The following is a 21,641-nucleotide window of genomic DNA, read 5'->3' as shown; positions in this document are numbered from 1 at the left end:
CCGGGTGGTCGGAGAAAGCCCTCGGCCCTATCGATGTTCGGAAGGTGACATGCCTGCATCAAGCTTGGAGTCGGACAGCTCCGTGGACGAATCCCCGGACGAATCCCCCCGCACTGCCCGCGCTCCGTACGAGTTCGACCTCCTGGCTCTCGCGCAGGGAACCACCGTGTCCAGGCCGCCGACCACCCTCGTCTCCATGTTCGAGGAGCAGGCCGCCCGCACCCCGCACGCCCCGGCCGCGGTCTGCGGAACGACCACCAGCTCGTATGCGGAGCTCAACGCCCGGGCGAACCGGCTCGCACGGCTGCTGGCCGCCTGCGGCATCGGCCCCGAGGACCGGGTCGCGGTGCTGCTGCCCCGCAACCACGACCTGCTCACCGCACTGCTGGCCGTCCTCAAGTGCGGTGCGGCCTATGTCCCGCTCGACCCCGGGCACCTGGCCCAGCGGATCGACCTGATCCTCGACGACACCCGGCCGGCCTGCCTGATCACCGAAACCGGGACGTCCCGGGGTCGTGCCTGGGACCGGCCGGTCCTTCACCTGGACACCCCCGAGCACCTCACGGCCTGCGCCGCCCAGTCACCCGACGATCTCACCGACACCGACCGGGTCGCACCGCTGTCCCCGCAGCACCCGGCCTACCTCATCTACACCTCCGGCTCGACCGGGACGCCCAAGGGTGTGGTCGTCGAGCACCACGCCGCGGCCGGCTATCTCCAGTGGACCGTCCACCTCAACCCGGACCTCTCGGGGAGCGTGCCGTTCCACGGCTCGGTCTCCTTCGACGGCACCGCGACCGCCCTCTTCGGGCCACTGGTCTCCGGCGGGCTGATCCTCCTCGCCGATCTGGACAACGACCCGCAGACCCGCGCCAACCTGCTGGAGCACCCGCCGTCCTTCCTCAAGGGCACGCCCAGCCTCCTCCCCCAACTGATGGACCTCGGAGCCGAGTTCGCACCGAGCGGGGTGCTCATGCTCGGTGGCGAGCAGCTGACCGCGCAGGCCCTGGCCGGCTGGCGGTCCCGGTACCCCGACGCGGCCGTGGTCAACAGCTACGGGCCCAGCGAGGTGGTGGTCGCCTGCACGCAGTACCGCGTGGAGCCCGGCAGCCCGCTCCCGGCCGGCCCGCTGCCGATCGGGCGCCCGGCCTGGGACACCGGCATCCACCTGCTGGACGGCGACCTGCGACCCGTCGAGCCGGGCGCGGTGGGCGAACTGTACGTCGGCGGGCCGGGCCTGGCCCGCGGGTACTGGAACCGCCCCGGCCCCACGGCCGCCGCCTTCGTCCCGGACCCGGACGGAGCCCCCGGGTCACGGATGTACCGCACCGGTGACCTCGCACGCTGGAACGCCGACGGCCAGCTCGAGTTCCTGGCCCGCGCGGACGGGCAGCTCAACCTGCGCGGCTACCGCATCGAACCGGGCGAGGTGGAGGCGGCTCTGCGCCGTGACCCGGCAGTCGCCCAGGCCGTCGTGACGGTCCGCGAGGACCGCGAGGGCGACCGGCGTCTGATCGGCTACGTGGTCGCGGAGCACGACGCGCACCTCGACACGGCGGCACTGTGCGAACTCGTCGCCACCCTGCTTCCCCCCTACATGGTCCCCAGCACCGTCGTCGTCCTCGATCGCCTGCCGCTGAACAGCAGCGGCAAGATCGACCGCGGCGCACTGCCGGCCCCCGAGTACCGGACGACCGGGAGCGGGGGCGACGTCCGCACCCCGGTCCAGGAAGTCCTGTGCCATCTCTACGCCGATGTGCTCGGCGTCACCGAGGTCGGCCTCGACGACGACTTCTTCGGCCTCGGCGGCCACTCCCTGCTCGCGTTCAGACTCATCGGCCTGGTGCGGTCCACCCTCCACGCGGAGATCGACCTGCGGACGCTCACCACCGCCCCCACGGTGCGACTGCTGGCGCCGCGGCTGCTCCGCAGCACCCGGTCTCGGCCACCGCTCGCCGCCGCGCCCCGCCCGGCGGTGCTCCCGCTGTCCCCCGCCCAGCAACGGCTCTGGTTCCTCGACCAGTTGGAGGGACCCAGCGCGGTGTACAACCTGCCGTTCCAGCTGTCCCTACCGGGTCCCGTGGATCCTGCCGTGCTGCGGCGGGCACTCCAGGACGTGACCACCCGGCACGAGAGTCTGCGCACGGTGTTCCTCCCCGGACCCGACGCGGGCCCGCCCCGCCAGTCCGTGCTGCCCGACTCCACCGTCCCCGCGCTCTCGGTGGTCTCGGACGGCGGCCTCGCCGCCGCGCTGGACCAGGCATCGGCCCATGTGTTCGACCTGGCCGCCGAGCCGCCGCTGCGCGCCTGGATGTTCCCGTCCGACGAACCGGACAGCACGACCGTCCTGCTGCTCGCGCATCACATCGCGGTCGACGGCTGGTCGAAGGCACCCCTGGCGCGTGACCTGATGACCGCCTACCAGGCCCGCAGCCGCGGACTCGTCCCGCAGTTCGACGTCCTTCCGGTGCAGTACGCGGACTACACGCTGTGGCAGCAGGAGCTCCTGGGCGAGCTCGCGGACCCGGCCAGCCTGCGCTCCGAGCAGGCCGGCTACTGGCGCGCCGCGCTGGACGGGATACCCAGCGCCATCGAGCTGCCCACCGACCACGCCAGGCCATCGGTGCCGGGTCACGCCGGCGGCCGCGTCAGCCTGGCGATCGACCCCCAACTGCACGCCCGGGCGGCCGAGTTCGCCCGCACCCACCGGGCCACCACATTCATGGTGCTGCACGCGCTGATCGCCGCCCTGCTGACCAGGCTCGGGGCCGGCACCGACATCCCCATCGGCACACCTGTCGCCGGCCGCACCGAGGAGGGCCTCGCCGACCTGGTCGGCTGCTTCGTCAACACCCTTGTGCTGCGCACCGACGCCCAGGGCGACCCGAGTTTCACCGAGCTGCTGCGCAGGGTGCGGGAGACCGACCTGGCCGCCTACTCACACCAGGACCTGCCGTTCGAGGAGGTCGTCGAGGCCGTCAATCCGGACCGCTCACCGGCGCACCACCCGCTCTTCCAGATCATGCTGGCCTTCAACAACACCGACACCGCGTCCCTCCCGGACAGTCGCTCCGACACGGCGCCGCTGGACCTCCGCGGCGCGATGTTCGACCTCACCTTCTCCCTGAGCGAGCACTTCTCGGCGACCGGTGCACCGGAAGGCCTGTCCGGCGTCCTGCAGTACTCCAGCGAGCTCTTCACCCCGGACACGGTCGAGCTCATCGGCGCCCGGCTGCTACGGCTGCTGGGCTCGGCGCTGGACAGTCCCGACTCGCCTGTCAGCGACCTGGACATCTTCGTCCCCGGCGAGCTCGCCGTGCTGCACGACCTCCCCGGGAAGGCGGGCCTCGACGGCGCCACCGACGGGCCGCTGTCGGTGCTGGAGGGGTTCGGGGCGCAGGTGGCACGCGATCCGGGCGCGGTGGCCGTGGTCTGCGGAGCGCAGCAGCTCAGCTACCAGGACCTGGCCGACCGGTCCGACGCACTGGCCGAGGCACTGCGTACCGCCGGGGTCGGCCCCGAGTCCCGGGTCGGCGTCTGCCTGGAGCGCGGCCCATGGCTGCCCATCGCGCTGCTGGGCATCTGGAAGGCCGGCGGCGCCTACGTCCCGCTCGACCCCGAATACCCGCACGCCCGCCTCACCTACATGGCCCAGGACGCAGCCCTCAGCTGCATCGTGACCCAGCACAAGCTCGCCGACCTGGCCACCTCCCTGCACACCGCACCGGTCCTGGTCGAGGACCTCCCCCGCACGGCGTCCCGCAGGACCGACCCGCACCTGCCGGCCGGGAACGCGCTCGCCTATGTGATCTACACCTCCGGCTCGACCGGACAGCCCAAGGGCGTCGGCATCGACCACGGCAGCCTGATCCGATTCTTCGCGGGCATGGAGCAGTCCTGCCCGTTGGGCCGGAACGACACCATCGCCGCGCTCACCAGCATCTCCTTCGACATCTCGACCGTCGAACTGCTGCTGCCACTCGTCCTCGGCAGCCGCATCGTCGTGATCACCAAGGAGCAGTCCCTGGACGCCCGTGAGCTCGCCGACCTCGTCAGGGATCACGGTGTCACCGTCCTGCAGGCCACGCCCACGTCCTGGCGCATGCTGGTCGAAGCGGGCGGCGACTGGGGGAGCCTGACCCACGCGATGTCCGGCGGTGAGCCCCTCAGCACCGAGCTGGCCGCCAAGCTGCTCGACCGCGGTCTGCGGGTCTGGAACCTGTACGGGCCCACCGAGGCCACGGTCTGGTCCTCGCTCGCGGAGATCACGGCAGCGGCCGATGCCGCGACGGTGGGCCGCACGATCGGCGGGGCACGCCACTACGTCCTCGACCCGCTCGGCCGGCCGGTACCGGTCGGTGTGACGGGTGAGCTCCACATCGGCGGCGACATCGTCGCCCGCGGCTACCACAACCGCCCTGCCCAGAGCGCGGAGCGCTTCGTCCCCGACCCGCTGGGACCTCCGGGATCCAGGATGTACCGCACCGGTGACCGGGTCCGCTGGCTCACCGACGGCAATCTGCAGTGCCTCGGCCGCCTCGACAGCCAGGTCAAGATCCGGGGCTTCCGGATCGAACCGGGCGAGATCGAATCCGTGCTCGGCAGCTGTCCCGGCGTCGACTTCGCCGCGGTGGTGGTGCGGGCGGACCCCGCCGGCGGGCAGCGCCTCATCGGATACGTCCTCCCCCAGTCGCCCGGCTCGGTGACCACGGTGGAGCTGCGCGCCTGGTGCGCACGCCAGTTGCCAGCCCACATGGTGCCCGCACGCCTGCTGCTGATCGACTCCGTCCCCCTGACACCTGGCGGAAAGCTCGACCGCCAGGGGTTCCCCGACCCCGACAGCGCTCCCGAGGCTCCGGATACCGGGCACGAACCCCCGACGAACGAAGTCGAACGGACCCTGGCCGGCATCTGGGCCCGCCTGCTCGGGCTGCGGAACCCCGGTATCCGGGACAACTTCTTCGAAAGCGGTGGGCACTCGCTCCTCGCCACCCAGCTGATCTCCCAGATCCGGGTGGAGTTCCAGGTCGACCTCCCGCTGCGGGAGTTCTTCCAGGCTCCCACCATCGCCGATCTGGCCACAGCTGTCGAAGACCTGATCACCGCTCAGATGTCCGACCTGACCGAGGAAGAACTCCGAGACATGCTCGCCGAAATGGATGCGTCGTGAACGTGAACGAGAACACGCCCGCCACGGCGGACGCCCTGCGCAGGGAACTCATCGCCAAGCGGCTGGCCGGCCGGAAGACCGCGGTCGCCGGCGGTGCGGTCGGTGGGCGGATGGTGCCGGTGGAGCGGGGCGGGGCGCTGCCGGTCTCGTTCGCGCAGGAGCGGCTCTGGCTGCTCGACCGCCTCTCCGCGAGCGGCGACGAGTACATCCTCAAGTACGTGTGGCGGGTGCGCGGTCCGCTGGACCCGGTGGCCTGGCAGCACGCCCTGGACGACGTCGTCGCCCGCCACGAAGTCCTGCGCACCGCCCTGACCGAAGTCGACGGACGCCCCGTCCAGCACATCGCCGACCACGCCACCGTCCCCCTCCAGTGGACCGACCTCACCAGCACCCCCGCCGACCACCGCCTCGACCACGCCCGCAGCCTGGCCACCACCTTCTCCACCCAGCCCTTCGACCTCGCGGCCGCACCCCTGCTGCGCTCCGCCGCCTGGACCCTGGACACCGACGACCACCTCGTCGTCGTCACCTTCCACCACGTCGCCTCCGACGGCTGGTCCGCCAAGATCTTCACCGACGAACTCACCGCAAGCTACGAAGCACGCACCACCACCGGCACCACCGCCACCCTGCCGCAACTCCCCATCCAGTACGCCGACTTCGCCAGCTGGCAACGCAACCACCTCACCGGCCAGGTGCTGGACGACCAACTCAGCTACTGGCGCACCGCCCTGGCCGACCTGCCCGTCCTCGACCTGCCCACCGACCGACCCCGCCCCGCCACCCGCACCGGCCGCGGCGGCACCATCACCTACACCCTCCCCACCACCCTGATCACCCAACTCGAAGCCCTCGCCCGCACCCACCAGGCCACCACCTTCATGGTCCTGCTCGCCGCCTACCAGACCGTCCTCGCCCGCTGGTCCGGACAGCACGACATCGCCATCGGCACCCCCATCGCCGGCCGCAACCGCGCCGAAATCGAAGGCCTCATCGGCTTCTTCGTCAACACCCTCGTCACCCGCGCCGACCTCACCGACAACCCCACCTTCGAAACCCACCTCACCCGCGTCCGCAACAACGTCCTCGGCGCCTTCGACCACCAAGACCTCCCCTTCGAACGCCTCGTCGAAGACCTCAAACCCGAACGCGACCCCAGTCGCAACCCCCTCTTCCAGGCTTGGTTCGTCACCCAGAACTTCGAGCAGGCCGAGGCGCACCACGGCTCCATCCAGCTGTCGCCGATGAGCCTCGACACCGGCGACCCCTCCTCGCCCTTCGACATCTCGCTGATCACGCGACCCGTCGAAGGCGGGATGAAGTTCCACTTCACCTACGCCAGGGATCTGTTCGACGCCGACTCCGTCGAGCGTCTGGCGAGCCACCTGCGCCGGCTGCTCGAGGCGGTGGCGGTCACCCCTGACGTCCCGGTCGGGAGCCTGGACCTGCTGACGGACGAGGAGCGGCAGGCTCTCGCCGTCCTCAGTGCTCCGGTCGACGTGAGCGGTGAGCCGCTGTCGGTGCTGGAGGCCTTCGCGGCGCAGGTGGCACGCGATCCGGCCGCGGTGGCCGTGGTCTGCGCAGAACAGCAGCTCAGCTACCAGGAGTTGGACGACCGCTCCGACGCACTCGCCGACGCACTGCGCACCGCCGGCGTCAGCCCCGAATCCCCGGTCGGCGTCTGCCTGGAACGCGGCCCATGGCTGCCCATCGCCCTGCTCGGCATCTGGAAGGCCGGCGGCGCATACGTCCCACTCGACCCCGCCTACCCCCACGCCCGCCTCGCCTACATGGCCAAGGACGCAGCCCTCACCTGCATCATCACCCAGCACAACCTCGCCGACCAGGCCACCTCACTCCACCCCACACCCCTCCTCGTCGAAAGCCTCCCCACCACCGGCACCCACACCCCCCACCCCACCGGCCAACTCGCCTACGTCATCTACACCTCCGGCTCCACCGGACAACCCAAGGGCGTCGCCGTCGACCACCCCGCCCTCGCCCGCCACACCCACACCATCCGCCACCACTACCAACTCACCCCCCACGACCACGTCCTGCAATTCGCCTCCTCCTCCTTCGACCCCTTCCTCGAACAGCTGCTCCCGGCCCTGCTCAGCGGCGCCCAGGTGGTCATCCGGCCCAGCGATCCATGGCTGCCGACCCATATTCCGTCCGTGATCGAGCAGTACGGCATCACCGTGGCCAACTTCCCGCCGGCCTACTGGGCGGAGCTGGTGTCGGGCCTGTCGGCGGCACAGGTACCGGCGATGGCGACGCTGCGCCTGCTGATCCTCGGCGGCGAGGTCCTGCCCACCACCGCGCTCGCCGTCTGGCAGCAGCACCTGCCCGGCACCACCGTCATCAACGCCTACGGACCCACCGAGGCCACCGTGACCTCCACCGCCCACACCGTCCAGGGGGACACCCCCGGCAAGGTACCGATCGGTACCGCTCTGGGCAGCCGGCGGACCTACATCCTCGACCCGCACGGCAAACCCACCCCCCTCGGCGTCCCCGGCGAACTCTGCATCGGCGGACCCGAACTCGCCCGCGGCTACCACCACCGCCCCGCCCTCACCGCCGACCGCTTCACCCCCGACCCCTACGGCCCCCCCGGCTCACGCATCTACCACACCGGCGACCGCACCCGCCGATACCCCGACGGCACCCTCCACTACCTCGGCCGCCTCGACAACCAGATCAAACTCCGCGGCTACCGCATCGAGCTCGAAGAAATCCAAACCACCCTCACCAACCACCCCCACATCACCGCAGCCATCACCACCATCCGCGAAGACCACCCCGGACACCCCCGCCTCACCACCCACTACACCACCACCAACACCACCCCCCTCACCACCACCGAACTCCGCACCTGGTGCGCCACCACCCTCCCCGACCACATGATCCCCACCACCTACATCCACCTCACCACCCTCCCCACCACCCCCACCGGCAAAATCGACCACAAAGCCCTCCCCGCACCCGCCACCGATCGCACCGACAGCGACACCGACTACACCGCCCCGCGCAACCCCACCGAGCAGACCATCGCCGACATCTGGGCCGAAGTCCTCGGCACCACCCTCATCGGCATTGACGACAACTTCTTCGAACTCGGCGGCCACTCGCTCCTCGCCACCATGGCCGTCTCCCGGATCGCCGAACAGCTCAACCGCTCGGTCGAACTGCGCACCCTCTTCGAGAAGCCCTGCATCCGCGACTTCGCCGAGCAGGTCGCCGCCGCCGGTGACGCGGTCGGTGGGCGGATGGTGCCGGTGGAGCGGGGCGGGGCGCTGCCGGTCTCGTTCGCGCAGGAGCGGCTCTGGCTGCTCGACCGCCTCTCCGCGACCCGCGACGAGTACACCCTCAGCCATGTGTGGCGGGTGCGCGGCCCGCTGGACCCGGTGGCCTGGCAGCACGCCCTGGACGACGTCGTCGCCCGCCACGAAGTCCTGCGCACCGCCCTGACCGAAGTCGACGGACGCCCCGTCCAGCACATCGCCGACCACGCCATCGTCCCCGTGCAGTGGACCGACCTCACCACCGCCCCCGCCGACCAGCGCCTCGACCACGCCCGCGACCTGGCCACCGCCTTCTCCACCCAGCCCTTCGACCTCGCGGCCGCGCCCCTGCTGCGCTCCGCCGCCTGGACCCTGGACACCGACGACCACCTCGTCGTCGTCACCTTCCACCACGTCGCCTCCGACGGCTGGTCCGCCAAGATCTTCACCGACGAACTCACCGCAAGCTACGAAGCACGCACCACCGGCACCACCGCCACCCTGCCGCAACTCCCCATCCAGTACGCCGACTTCGCCAGCTGGCAGCGCAACCACCTCACCGGCCAAGTCCTCGAAGACCAACTCACCTACTGGCGCACCGCCCTGGCCGACCTCCCCATCCTCGACCTCCCCACCGACCGACCCCGCCCCACCACCCGCACCGGCCGCGGCGGCACCATCACCTACACCCTCCCCACCACCCTGATCACCCAACTCGAAACCCTCGCCCACACCCACCAGGCCACCACCTTCATGGTCCTGCTCGCCGCCTACCAGACCGTCCTCGCCCGCTGGTCCGGACAGCACGACATCGCCATCGGCACCCCCATCGCCGGCCGCAACCGCGCCGAAATCGAAGGCCTCATCGGCTTCTTCGTCAACACCCTCGTCACCCGCGCCGACCTCACCGACAACCCCACCTTCGAAACCCACCTCACCCGCGTCCGCAACAACGTCCTCGGCGCCTTCGACCACCAAGACCTCCCCTTCGAACGCCTCGTCGAAGACCTCAAACCCGAACGCGACCTCAGCCGCAACCCCCTCTTCCAGGTGCTGTTCGACGTCAACGACCGGCCCGCCACCCAAGTGACGGCTGCCGGGGCCGAGTTCACGCCCTTCGAACTCCCGCGGGACACGGCGAAGTTCGATCTCTCGCTCTCCTTCGGCACGGGCAGGGAGGGTCGCTTCTCCATCCATGTCGAGTACGCCACCGACCTCTTCGATGAGGCGACCATCCGCCGCCTGGCCTCCCATGTCGAAAGCGTCCTGACCGAGATCGCTCACTCGCCCCGCACCCGGGTCGGCGACCTCCGGATGCTGTCCGAGGAGGAGCGATCGATCGTCGACGCCTTCAGCGCTCCGGTCGACGTGAGCGGTGAGCCGCTGTCGGTGCTGGAGGCCTTCGCGGCGCAGGTGGCACGCGATCCGGCCGCGGTGGCCGTGGTCTGCGCAGAACAGCAGCTCAGCTACCAGGAGTTGGACGACCGCTCCGACGCCCTCGCCGACGCACTGCGCGCCGCCGGCGTCGGCCCCGAATCCCCGGTCGGCGTCTGCCTGGAGCGCAGCCCATGGCTGCCCATCGCCCTGCTCGGCATCTGGAAGGCCGGCGGCGCCTACGTCCCACTCGACCCCGCCTACCCCCACGCCCGCCTCGCCTACATGGCCCAGGACGCAGCCCTCACCTGCATCATCACCCAGCACCAACTCACCGACCTCGCCACCTCACTCCACCCCACACCCCTCCTGGTCGAAAACCTCCCCACCACCGGCACCCACACCCCCCACCCCAGCGGCCAACTCGCCTACGTCATCTACACCTCCGGCTCCACCGGACAACCCAAGGGCGTCGCCGTCGACCACCCCGCCCTCGCCCGCCACACCCACACCATCCGCCACCACTACCAACTCACCCCCCACGACCACGTCCTGCAATTCGCCTCCTCCTCCTTCGACGCCTCACTCGAGCAGTTGCTCCCCGGCCTCACCGCCGGAGCCCGGGTCGTGATCCGCCCCGACCAGATGTGGACCACCGAGGAACTCTGCGAGCAGATCCACACCCACGGCATCACCGTCATGGAGCTCGTCCCCACCTACTGGGCCGAGTTCGCCGCCGGCCTCGACCACACCCCGCTCCACACCCTCGCGACCCTGCGCCTCGTGATCACCGGCGGCGAGGTCCTCCCGCCCGCTCCCACCGACGCCTGGTTCACCCACCTCCCGCACGTCCCCGTCATCAACACCTACGGCCCCACCGAAACCGCCATCGCCGCCACCGCCCACACCGTCCACCAGCGCACCGCCGACCGCATCCCGATCGGTACCGCTCTGGGCAGCCGGCGGACCTACATCCTCGACCCGCACGGCAACCCCACCCCCCTCGGCGTCCCCGGCGAACTCTGCATCGGCGGACCCGAACTCGCCCGCGGCTACCACCACCGCCCCGCCCTCACCGCCGACCGCTTCACCCCCGACCCCTACGGCCCCCCCGGCTCACGCATCTACCACACCGGCGACCGCACCCGCCGACACCCCGACGGCACCCTCCACTACCTCGGCCGCCTCGACAACCAGATCAAACTCCGCGGCTACCGCATCGAACTCGAAGAAATCCAAACCACCCTCACCAACCACCCCCACATCACCGCAGCCATCACCACCATCCGCGAAGACCACCCCGGACACCCCCACCTCACCACCCACTACACCACCACCAACACCACCCCCCTCACCACCACCGAACTCCGCACCTGGTGCGCCACCACCCTCCCCGACCACATGATCCCCACCACCTACATCCACCTCACCACCCTCCCCACCACCCCCACCGGCAAAATCGACCACACAGCCCTCCCCGCACCCACCACCGACGAGGGCGCCAAGAGCACCTCCTTCGTCGAGCCCAGCACGCCCACCGAAGACGTGATCGCCAGCATCTGGTCCGTCGCCCTGGGCATCGACCGGGTGGGCGTCGAGGACAACTTCTTCGAACTCGGCGGCCACTCGCTGCGGGCCACCGTCGTCGCCTCCCGGATACGCCAGGCGTTCGACTGCGCCGTCCAGGTCCGGCACATCTTCGAGAACCCCACCGTCTCCGCGTTGGCGGTCACCGTGGAACAGCTCCTGATCGACGAGATCGCCGCCATGAGCGGCGACGAGATCGACCTGTCGCTCCACCTCCACCTCCAGTGACCAGCCGAACGAGGATCTGACATGTCAAACATCAAGGAAGCCGCAAAGCCCCGTGCCCGCCAGGCCCTCACGCCCGCCGCGCGCGCCCTGCTGAACCAGCGCCTGCGCGGCCTGCAGCCCGCCGGCCAGGCCGCTCCGGAGATCCCGCGCCTTGCCCCGGGCGAGACCGCGGTGCCGCTCTCCAGCGCGCAGCAGCGCCTCAACTTCCTGGACCAGTTGCAGCCCGGCAGCACCGAGTACCTGATGCCCGCCGTCTGGCGGCTGTCCGGGGAGCTCGACCGCTGCGCACTGGAGCTCGCCCTCGCCGACCTGGTCCAGCGGCACCCGCAGCTGCGGACCCGCTTCCCGAGCCGCGGCGGCGTGGCCTTCCAGGAGGAACTGCCGGTCGGCGGGTCCCTGCTGGAGTGGGTGGACCTGTCCGGTGTCGCACCGGCGGCACGGGAGCAGGCCGCGACCGCGGCCACCGAAGCCGCCGCGAACCGGCCCTTCGAGCTGGCAGCCGAGGCCCCGTTCCGGGCGACCCTGGTGCGGATCGGGGCGGTGGACCACATCCTGGTCCTGGCGATGCATCACATCGTCTCCGACGCCTGGTCCCTGGGCATCATCTGCCGCGACCTGGCGGCCCTGTACGGCGCCCGCACCGAGGGCCGGCCGGCCGCGCTGCCGGAGCTGCCGATCACCTACCGCGACTACGCGGCGTGGGAGTCCGCCGCGGGCGGCAGGGCTCGGGCGGAGGCCCACCTGGACTACTGGCGCACCCGGTTGGCCGGCCTCACTCCGCTGGAACTGCCCACCGACCGACCGCGCCCGGTCGAACGCTCCCACGAGGGCGCGGTCTTCAAGCTGGCCCTCCCCTCCCGGCTGCGCCAGTCGCTGCGGCAGCTCAATGAGCGCAGCAGCTCGACGATGTTCATGACGCTGCTGGCCGCCTACCAGATCGCCCTCGGCTTCCACACCGGGCAGGAGGACATCGCGGTGGGCACAATCGTGGCCAACCGCGACCGTCCGCAGACCGAGTCCCTGGTCGGATTCTTCGTCAACACCCTGGTCATGCGGGGGGACCTGTCCGGGAACCCGACGCTGGCCGACTACCTGGAGCGGGTACGGGACGCGGCCCTGGGCGCGATGGACCACCAGGACGTCCCCTTCGAGCGCCTGGTCGAGGTGCTCAGCCCGGAGCGCGACCTCAGCCGCAACCCGCTGTTCCAGGTGCTCTTCGCCTACGAGTACGCCGACGGGGGTTCCTTCACGCTGGGCGGCGCACGCGGCGAGAGCGTGTCCGTCGGCGCGGACATCGCGAAGTTCGATCTGTCCCTGCACGCCACCGAGCAGCCGGACGGACTGGCGCTCTCGTTCGTCTACCGGCGCGACCTGTTCGACGCCGAGACGGTCGCGACCCTGGCCGACCATGTGCACCGGATCCTCGACGCGATCGTCACCCGCCCGGCGACGGCGATCGCCGCCCTGGAGCCGCTGGCCGAGGAGGAGCGCGCGTCGCTGCTGGCGCAGGCGGGGAACCCCGACCCCGCAGCGGCCGGGGCGGTGCCGCTGCTGCTGGACGCCTTCCACCAGCAGGTCCGCCTCCGCCCTGACCAGGTCGCGACGGTATGCCAGGACAGACACCTCTCCTATGCACAACTCGACGAGCGGGCCGAGCAGTTGGCGCGAGCGCTGCGCCGCCGCGGGGTGGGTCCCGAGTCCCGGGTCGGCGTCTGCGTGGGCCGCAACGAATGGCTCGCGGTCGCGGTGCTGGGGATCTGGAAGGCCGGCGGGGCCTACCTGCCCATGGACGGCTCCCACCCGGCCGAGCGCCTCGGGTTCATGGTCGACGACGCCGGGGCCACCCTGCTGCTCACCGACAGCGTCACCCACGACAAGGTCGCGGACCTGGGCGCCGAGGTCCTGGTGCTGGACGCGCCCGGCGCGCTGGACGGCTCCGGCTGCCCCTACCTGGACAGCATCCCGGGCACCGCGCTGCGGCCCGGCAACGCCGCCTACATCATCTACACCTCCGGCTCCACCGGCCGTCCGAAGGGCGTCGTGGTCACCCACCACAACGCCGCCCGCCTGTTCGCATCCTGCGAGGCCTGGTTCGACTCCGGCCCGGACGACGTCTGGTCGCTGCTGCACTCCTTCGCCTTCGACTTCTCGGTCTGGGAGCTGTGGGGGGCGTTGGCCAAGGGCGGGCGCGTGGTGATCGCCTCCAAGGACGTGGTCCGGGATCCGGATGCCGTGTTCGACCTGCTGGCCACCGAGCGCGTCACCGTCCTGAGCCAGACCCCCGCCGCCTTCCAGGGCTTGCGGGCGCAGGCCGCGCAGTCCGGGCGCTCGTTCGCCGAACTCGCCCTGCGGACCGTCGTCTTCGGCGGCGACGCGCTGAGCGCGCGGGACTTCGGCGACTGGTTCGCCGATCCCTCGCCGCACCGGCCGCAGCTGGTGAACATGTACGGGATCACCGAGACCACCGTGCACGTCACCCACCGGGTGCTGACCCGCGAGGACGCCGAGGGCGACACCCTGTCGCCGATCGGGGTGCCGCTGGCGGACCTGCGCGGATACGTGCTCGACCAGCACCAGCGGCTGGTACCGATCGGCGTCCCGGGCGAGCTGTACGTCGCCGGGGCGGGTCTGGCCCGAGGCTATCTCGGACGCCCGTCGCTGACCGCCGAGCGTTTTGTGCCCGACCCCTACGGACCGGCCGGTGGCCGGCTGTACCGGACCGGCGACCGGGTCCGGCGGCTGCCCGACGGGCAGTTGGAGTTCCTGGGCCGGGTGGACGCCCAGGTCAAGATCCGCGGATTCCGCATCGAACTGGGCGAGATCGAGGCCGCGCTGCGCGGCTTCCCCGGAGTGGTCGACGCCGCGGTCGTGGTCCGCGAGGAGCCGGGCGGCGTGCGACGGCTGGTCGGGCACATCGCCACCGGCGCCGACACCCCGGTCGGCGACAGCTCAGTCAGCGGCTCCCCGGCCAGCGACACAGTCGACACCCGCGAGCTGCGCGCCCACCTCGGCCGCGGCCTGCCCGACTACATGGTCCCGGCCCTGATCACCGAGCACCCGGCCCTGCCGCTGACCGTGAACGGCAAGGTCGACCGCAAGGCCCTGGCCCTGCTCCAGGCACGCGAGGCCGACCTCAGCGCGCGGTACACCGCGCCGCGCACACCCACCGAGGAGCTGCTGACCGGCATCTGGGGCAAGGTCCTGGGGCTCGACCGGGTCGGCGTGGACGACAACTTCTTCCGTCTGGGCGGCGACTCCATCCTGGCCCTGCGGGTGATCGGGCTGGCCCGCGAGGCCGGGCTGGCGCTGAGCATCCCGGACATCTTCCGGGCCCAGGTCCTGGCAGACCTGGCGGACGTGGCGGACCACTCGACGGCGTCCGTCGAGACGGCACCGGTGGCAGCCCTGTCCATGATCGACAGTGCCGAGGCGGCCTCGCTGCCCCCGGGCATCGAGGACGCCTATCCGCTGACGATGCTTCAGGCGGGCATGCTGCACGAGTTGCTGAGCGATCCGGAGCGCGGCGCCTACCACAACGTGACCAGCTTCAAGCTGCGCGACAGCGCCGGCTTCGACCTCGCCGCGTTCCAGGAGGCCGTGGACGTCCTGGTCGAGCGCCACGACATCCTGCGCACCTCCTTCGACCTGCTGCGCGACACCGAGCCGCTGCAACTGGTGCACCGGCAGGCCGCCCTGCCGGTGGGCTTCGCCGACCTGCGCGGCCTGTCCGCGGCCGAGCAGCGCGACGCCGCTGCCACCCATGTGCGCGAGCAGGCCGCGCTGCCCTTCGACCTGTCCGCCGCCCCGCTGGTACGGCTGTTCGTGCACCGGCTCGACGAGCAGCAGTTCCGGCTGACCATCACCGACTGCCATGTGGTGCTCGACGGCTGGAGCCTGACCTCGTTCATCGCGGACCTGATGGAGTTGCACCACCGCCGGGCGGCCGGCTTGGAGCCCGCCGCCGCGGCCAGGCCCGCGGTGCGATTCGCGGACTATGTGGCGCTGGAGCGCGAGGCGCTGGCCTCCCCCGCGTCCCGCGACTTCTGGCACGAGGCGCTGGTCGGCCTGGAGCCGGTCCACTTCGCCCCCGCCCCCGGCCCGGCCCTGATCGGCGACCAGCCGCCGCACGAGGCCGAGCGCTCCTACCGGGAGCTGGCCGAGCCGCTGGCCAAGGTCGCCGCCCTGGCCGAGGTCCCGGTGCGGACGGTCTTCCTGGCAGCCTTCTACCGGCTGATGGACCTCTTCGCCGGCGACGACCCCTACAGCATCGGCATGGTCACCAACGGCCGCCCCGAGCACGCCAACGCGGACCTGCTGCGCGGCCTGTTCCTCAACACGGTGCCGATCGGGTTCCACTCCACCGCCCGCAGCTGGGTCGACTACCTGCGCGAGACCTTCGCCGCCGAGCGCGCCCTGCTGCCGCACCGAAGGTTCCCGCTCGCCGAGATGCAGCGCTCGCTGGGCGGAGTCGCGGTCGAGGCCGTCTTCAACTTCGTGAACTTCCACCGGCTCGAGAAGAACGTGTGGGAGGACACCTTGGAGGTCGCCCGCACCAACTTCCCGCTCAGCCTGAACGCCAACCCGGGCGGCATGACCCTGGACGCCGACCCCCGCTACCTGGACGCCACCGCCTGCGAGCAGCTCGCGGACACCTACCGGAGCCTGCTGCGGGCGATGGCCGCCGAGCCCCACGGCCCGGTCACCCGGCCCGCCCTCACCGGCGCCGCACGCGAACTGGTGCTGCACCGCTGGAACGCCGCCACCACGCAGGACCGGGACCAGGACCCGTACCAGGAGGACGACGACCGGCGGCTGTTCCACGAACTGGTCCAGCAGCACGCCGAGCAGCGCCCGCAGGCCCCCGCCCTGGTCCACGGCCAGGACGTCACCGGCTACGGCGAGCTCGACCGCACCGGCGACCGGATCGCCCGGCGGCTGCGCGCGCTGGGAGTCGACACCGAGACCGTGGTCGGCATCTGCCTGGAACGGGGCCCGGACCTCGCGCGAGCGATCCTGGGTGTGCTCAAGTCCGGTGCCGCCTACCTCTGCCTGGACCCCGAATACCCCGGGGAGCGGCTCGCCTTCATGGCCGGGGACTCGGCCATGACGGTGCTGCTGACCCAGCCCGAGCTGGCCCACGCCGCCCCTGCGGTCCAGCACACGCTCATGATCGGCGCACTCACCGCGGACCCGGACCCGCAGTCCGACCCGCAGTCCGATCAGCTCCCGGCCGGCTGCCCCAAGTCCGGTGTGGGACCGGACAGCACCGCCTATGTGATCTACACCTCCGGCTCCACCGGCACGCCCAAGGGGGTGGCGGTCACCCATCGCGGGATGCTGAACCTGGTCCTGGCGCAGCAGGACGTCCTGGCTCCGACCCCGGACGACCGGGTGCTGCAGTTCGCGTCCAGCAGCTTCGACGCCTCGGTGTTCGAGATGACCTGGGCGCTGGCCAACGGCGCCGGGCTGTGCACCGCCGCACGCCAGGACCTGGCGCCCGGGGCCGACCTCACCCGCACCCTGCGCACCCAGCGGATCACCGCGGCGGTACTGCCCCCGACCGCCCTGAGCGTCATGGACCCGCAGGGACTGCCGGAGCTGCGCACCCTGATGGTCGCCGGCGAGGCCTGCCCCGCCGAGATCGTCGACACCTGGGCGCCCGGGCGGCGCTTCCTCAACGGCTACGGCCTGACCGAGACCTCCGTGTGGGTGACCGCGGCCCAGTGCCTGCCGGGCGGCGGTCGGCCCTCCATCGGCACCCCCATCCGCAACACCGAGGCCTACGTCCTGAACGCCGACCTGGAGCCCGTACCGGTCGGCGCCCCCGGCGAGCTCTGCATCGGCGGCCTCAGTCTGGCCCGCGGCTACCTGGGTCGCCCCGGGGTCACCGCGCAGCGCTTCGTCCCCGACCCCTTCAGCGGCCGCAGCGGCGCCCGGCTGTTCCGCACCGGCGACATCGTCCGCTACGCCGCCGACGGCTCGCTCGACTACGTCGGACGCCAGGACAGCCAGGTCAAGCTGCGGGGATTCCGGATCGAGCTCGGCGAGGTCGAGGACGCCCTGCTGACCCACCCCGGCGTCCAGTCGGCCGTGGCGATGGTGCGCACCGATGGAAGCGGCGACCCGCGGCTGGTCGCCTACGTGGTGCCGCAGGACCCGGGCAGCGCCCCGCAGGCCGAGGAGCTGCGCCAGTCGCTCCGTCGCCGGCTGCCGGCCCACATGGTGCCGACCGCCTACGTGGTCATCGACGCGATACCGCTCACCGCCAACCGCAAGGTCAACCGCCGGGCGCTGCCGCCCGTGCCCAGCGTCCGCGCCGAACTGGCGGACAGCTTCGTCGCCCCGCGTACCCCCGCCGAACAGGCGATGGCGCAGGTCTGGGCCGAGGTCCTGGGCGTCGAGCGGGTCGGCATCCACGACGACTTCTTCGCCCTGGGCGGCAGCTCGCTCTCCACGGTCCGGGTGGTGGCCCGGGCGCGCGCCCAGGGTCTCGCCCTGACCGTCCGTGACCTGGTCGAATCACCCACCATCGCCGGCATCGGCGCCCTGGGGACCGCCGCTGACCCGGTGGCAGGCCCGCGCTCCCGGGTGCTGCTGCGCCCGGGAGCGGGGCAGCCGCTGAACTGCGTCCACCCCACCGGCGGCAGCGTCACCTGGTACCTCCCGCTCGCCCGGGCCCTGGGCGGCGCCCGGCCGGTGCACGGCTACCAGGCCCTGGGCCTGGCCGGCGGCACCGACCCGCTCACGATCCGTGAGATCGCCGCCACCTACGTCAGCGAACTGACGGCCGACCGGGCCGACGGCCCGCACGCGATCCTCGGCTGGTCGATGGGCGCCAACATCGCCCTGGAGATGGCCACCCAACTCCTCGACGCCGGTGCCGCCGTGGCGCCGCTGATCCTGGTCGAGCCCTATCTGCCCACCCCGGACACCCACCGCCGGCTCGCCGGCTTCGCCGAGCAGCAGCGCCACGCGCTGGTCCTGCGCGACGAACTGCGCGCCGCACCCGCCGGATCCGAGGCCCGCACCGCGGCGGACGCCCGGCTGCGGACCGTCCTGCGCGACGCGGGCATGGTCGACGAGGAGGTCGACCTGGCCCAGGACGCTCCGATCGAGGTGTGGCACTCGCTGCTGCAGGCCCTGGCCGACTACCGGGCCCGCCCCTACCCCGGGCAGATCCACCTGGTCATCGGCCAGGACACCGCCGACCAGCCCCAGGACACCCCGATGCCCGACATCGGCGTCCCCTACCGCGAGTACCTGTCGGCCTGGCAGGGCCTGGCGGTCGGCGGACTCCAGGTGCACCACCTCCCTGGAGGGCACCGCACCATGCTCACCGATCCCGGCGTCGGCGCCATCGCCGCGCTGCTCGACACGCTCACCTCCGGAGGACGTCCGTGCTGACCGCCACCCGCTTCACCGAGCGCTACCTGCTGGACCCCCAGGTCAACGCCGACCCGTACCCCTATCTCAACGCGCTGCGCGAGCACCGGCCCGTCCACTGGAGCAGCATCCACCGTGCCTGGCTGGTCACCGGCTATGCGCAGATGGCCGAGGCGCTGGGCCACCCGTCCCTGTCCGCCGACCGGGTCCGACCGCTGATGGAGGCCATCCCGGCCAGCGTCCTGGACGACGAGGCCCGGCGCGCGGTCGGTCTGCTGTCGCACTGGATGGTCTTCAACGACCCGCCGCAGCACCGCAGGCTGCGCGGGGTGTTCCAGGACCAGTTCTCCGCCCGCGCCATCAACCGCTACTCGGGGCTGATCGAGAAGGCCACCACATCGCTGCTGTCCCGCCGCGCCGCGCCCGGCAGCAGCGGGGACGCCGTCGCCGAGGTGGCCAGGACCCTGCCCAGCCTGGTCTTCGCCCGCTGGCTCGGTGTTCCGCACGCTCACGCCCCTTCGTTCTGGTACTGGAACGCCCGGGTGGGCGACCTGGTGCTCGGCGCCGCCCAGGAGGAACGGGAGTACCGCACCTCGCTGCAGTCACTGGTCAAGCTCTACGACTACCTGGCCGACCTGGTGCGCCAGCGCCGTGAGCAGCCCCAGGACGACCTGATCAGCGCGGTGCTGGCCGGGGGCGCCATCGGCGACACGGTCAGCGACGAGGAGTTCATCGGCATGCTGACCCATCTGGCCTTCGCCGGCGGGGAGACCACCAGCAACCTCATCGCCAACGGACTGCGCGCCCTGCTGATGCACCCTCACCAGCTCGAAGCGGCACGGGAGAACCCCAAGCTCCTGTCCGGTGCGGTCGAGGAGGCCCTGCGCTTCGACGGTCCCTCCAAGATGTCGGTGCGCATCGCCGCCGAGGACCTGCAGCTCGACGGCCAGGACATCCGCGCCGGTGACCGGATCTTCCTGGTGACCGCCGCCGCCAACCGCGACCCGCGGCAGTTCGACGACCCGGACACCTTCGACGTCCACCGCGGCCGCACCTCGCACCTCGGGTTCGGATACGGCATCCACTTCTGCATCGGCGCGCCCCTGGCCCGACTGGTGGCAGGCAGTGCGCTCGGGGTCCTGGTACGGGAGCGTCCGAACCTGCGGCTTCTCCCGTCCCGCCACGAGTGGCAGCTCTCGCTGCTCAACCGCAGTCTCAAGGACCTCCCCGTCAGCTACTGACGTCCTCCGCGTCCTCCCCGTCCTCCGCACACCGACGAAGGCGAAGAACCAGCGCATGACTGAGACCTTGACCGAGACCGCGACCGCGACCTTGACCGAGACCCCGACCGTGACCCCGACCGAACGACCCTCGCTGCGCGCACCCCTGCGCACGCCCTCCTTCCGCAACCTGTGGACCGCCCAGTCCTTCTCCCTCCTGGGAGACGGATTCAGCACCGTCGCCTTCGCCTGGATCACCCTCACTCTCACCCACTCCAGCCTGGCTCTCGGCGTGGTCCTCGCCTGCCAGGCCGTGCCGCGCGCCCTGCTCACCCTGCTCGGCGGGGCGCTCAGCGACAGGTTGTCGGCCCGTCACCTGATGATGTTCTCCAGCCTCCTGCGCTGCGCACTGATGGCGGGGGTGGCGGCAGCCGGATTCGCGCACCTGCTCAACCTGTGGATGCTGTTCGCGGCAGCGGCGTTCTTCGGCGCGGTCGACGCGTTCTTCCAGCCCGCACGCAGCTCCATCCTGCCCTCGGTCGTCGAGCCGGAGCAGTTGGAGCCGGCGAACGCCCTTCTCAGCGTGGGCAGTCGGGTCGCCTCGGTGCTCGGCCCCGCCATCGGCGGCATCGTGGTGGCCGCCACCGACCCCAGTGCCGCCTTCGCCGTCGACAGCTGCTGCTTCGCCCTGGTCGCCCTGTTCGTCAGCCGGGCCACCCGCCGCGTCACCGCCCCGGCGACCAGGACCAGGGCCGACACGGCCAGGGATTCCCTCGGCAGCCGGATCCGGGCCGGCCTGGTCTACGTCTGGTCGGACCCGCGGATCCGCGCCATGGTCGTCATCGACACCGCCGTGACCTTCTGCTACGCCGGTCCGTTCACCGTGGGCTTCGCCAGTCTGGCCAAGTTCCGGCTCCACGGAGGAGCGACCTCCCTCGGCCTGCTGGACGGCGCACTGGCCGCAGGAGCCATCGTCGGCGCCCTGCTGGGCGGCGCAACCCGTCGCCACCTGCGCGTGGGCCTGCTCATCTCCGCTCTCACCGGCTGGCTGGGCGCCGGGATGCTCGCCCTGGGGATGCTCGGCAATCTGGTCGAAGCCGTCGGTGTGGTGCTGCTGATGGGCCTGGGCATCGGCTTCCAGGGCGTGTTCGGAATGAGCTGGATCCAGCGCAACATCCGCGGTGAGATCCTCGGCCGCGTCATCTCCGTCGACATGGTCGCGGGCTACATCGCCGCCCCCGTCTCCCTGGTGCTGTGCGGCGCCCTGGCCAAGTCCCACCCGGAGGCCATGTTCGCCGCCACAGCCGCCATCCTGATCGCCACCGGAGCCGCCGTCCTCTGCTCCAAGCCCGTCGTCACGATGGCCTGAGCCGCTGGCACGCCGGACGCCGG

5 protein-coding genes are annotated in these 21,641 nt (G+C 71.5%); all 5 read left to right on the top strand.

Annotated features, from left to right (window positions below):
- Positions 1 to 49 precede the first annotated feature (49 nt).
- The 5 genes from P3T34_RS29335 to P3T34_RS29315 are packed head-to-tail and all read left to right on the top strand — an operon-like array spanning position 50 to position 21,618.
- Positions 50 to 5,170: a non-ribosomal peptide synthetase gene (locus P3T34_RS29335; protein WP_280669032.1), complete on the top strand. Its 5,121-nt coding sequence runs from the start codon at positions 50 to 52 to the stop codon at positions 5,168 to 5,170.
- Positions 5,167 to 11,646, top strand: coding sequence for a non-ribosomal peptide synthetase (locus P3T34_RS29330; RefSeq protein ID WP_280669031.1), 6,480 nt, complete (start codon positions 5,167 to 5,169; stop codon positions 11,644 to 11,646). The genes P3T34_RS29335 and P3T34_RS29330 overlap by 4 nt, the downstream gene beginning before the upstream one ends.
- A gap of 21 nt (positions 11,647 to 11,667) precedes the next feature.
- Complete coding sequence (locus P3T34_RS29325) at positions 11,668 to 19,050, top strand: non-ribosomal peptide synthetase (protein WP_280669030.1); 7,383 nt, start codon at positions 11,668 to 11,670, stop codon at positions 19,048 to 19,050.
- Positions 19,044 to 20,270 carry a cytochrome P450 gene (locus tag P3T34_RS29320; RefSeq protein ID WP_280669029.1) on the top strand — a complete coding sequence of 409 codons (1,227 nt, stop codon included), beginning with the start codon at positions 19,044 to 19,046 and terminating at the stop codon, positions 20,268 to 20,270. Before P3T34_RS29325 ends, P3T34_RS29320 begins: the two co-directional genes overlap by 7 nt.
- A 55-nt stretch (positions 20,271 to 20,325) precedes the next feature.
- On the top strand, positions 20,326 to 21,618 hold the full coding sequence (locus P3T34_RS29315; RefSeq protein WP_280669028.1) for an MFS transporter: 1,293 nt from the start codon (positions 20,326 to 20,328) through the stop codon (positions 21,616 to 21,618).
- The last annotated feature ends 23 nt before the right edge of the window (positions 21,619 to 21,641 follow it).

The organism is Kitasatospora sp. MAP12-44, assembly GCF_029892095.1.
In the GTDB taxonomy this organism is placed as follows: domain Bacteria; phylum Actinomycetota; class Actinomycetes; order Streptomycetales; family Streptomycetaceae; genus Kitasatospora.
This window is presented reverse-complemented; position numbering and strand designations above follow the sequence as displayed.

Excerpts from the sequence above, each read along its gene's own strand:
- P3T34_RS29335 (WP_280669032.1), top strand. The coding sequence starts at position 50 with ATGCCTGCATCAAGCTTGGAGTCGGACAGCTCCGTGGACGAATCCCCG.
- P3T34_RS29325 (WP_280669030.1), top strand. The coding sequence starts at position 11,668 with ATGTCAAACATCAAGGAAGCCGCAAAGCCCCGTGCCCGCCAGGCCCTC.
- P3T34_RS29315 (WP_280669028.1), top strand. The coding sequence starts at position 20,326 with ATGACTGAGACCTTGACCGAGACCGCGACCGCGACCTTGACCGAGACC.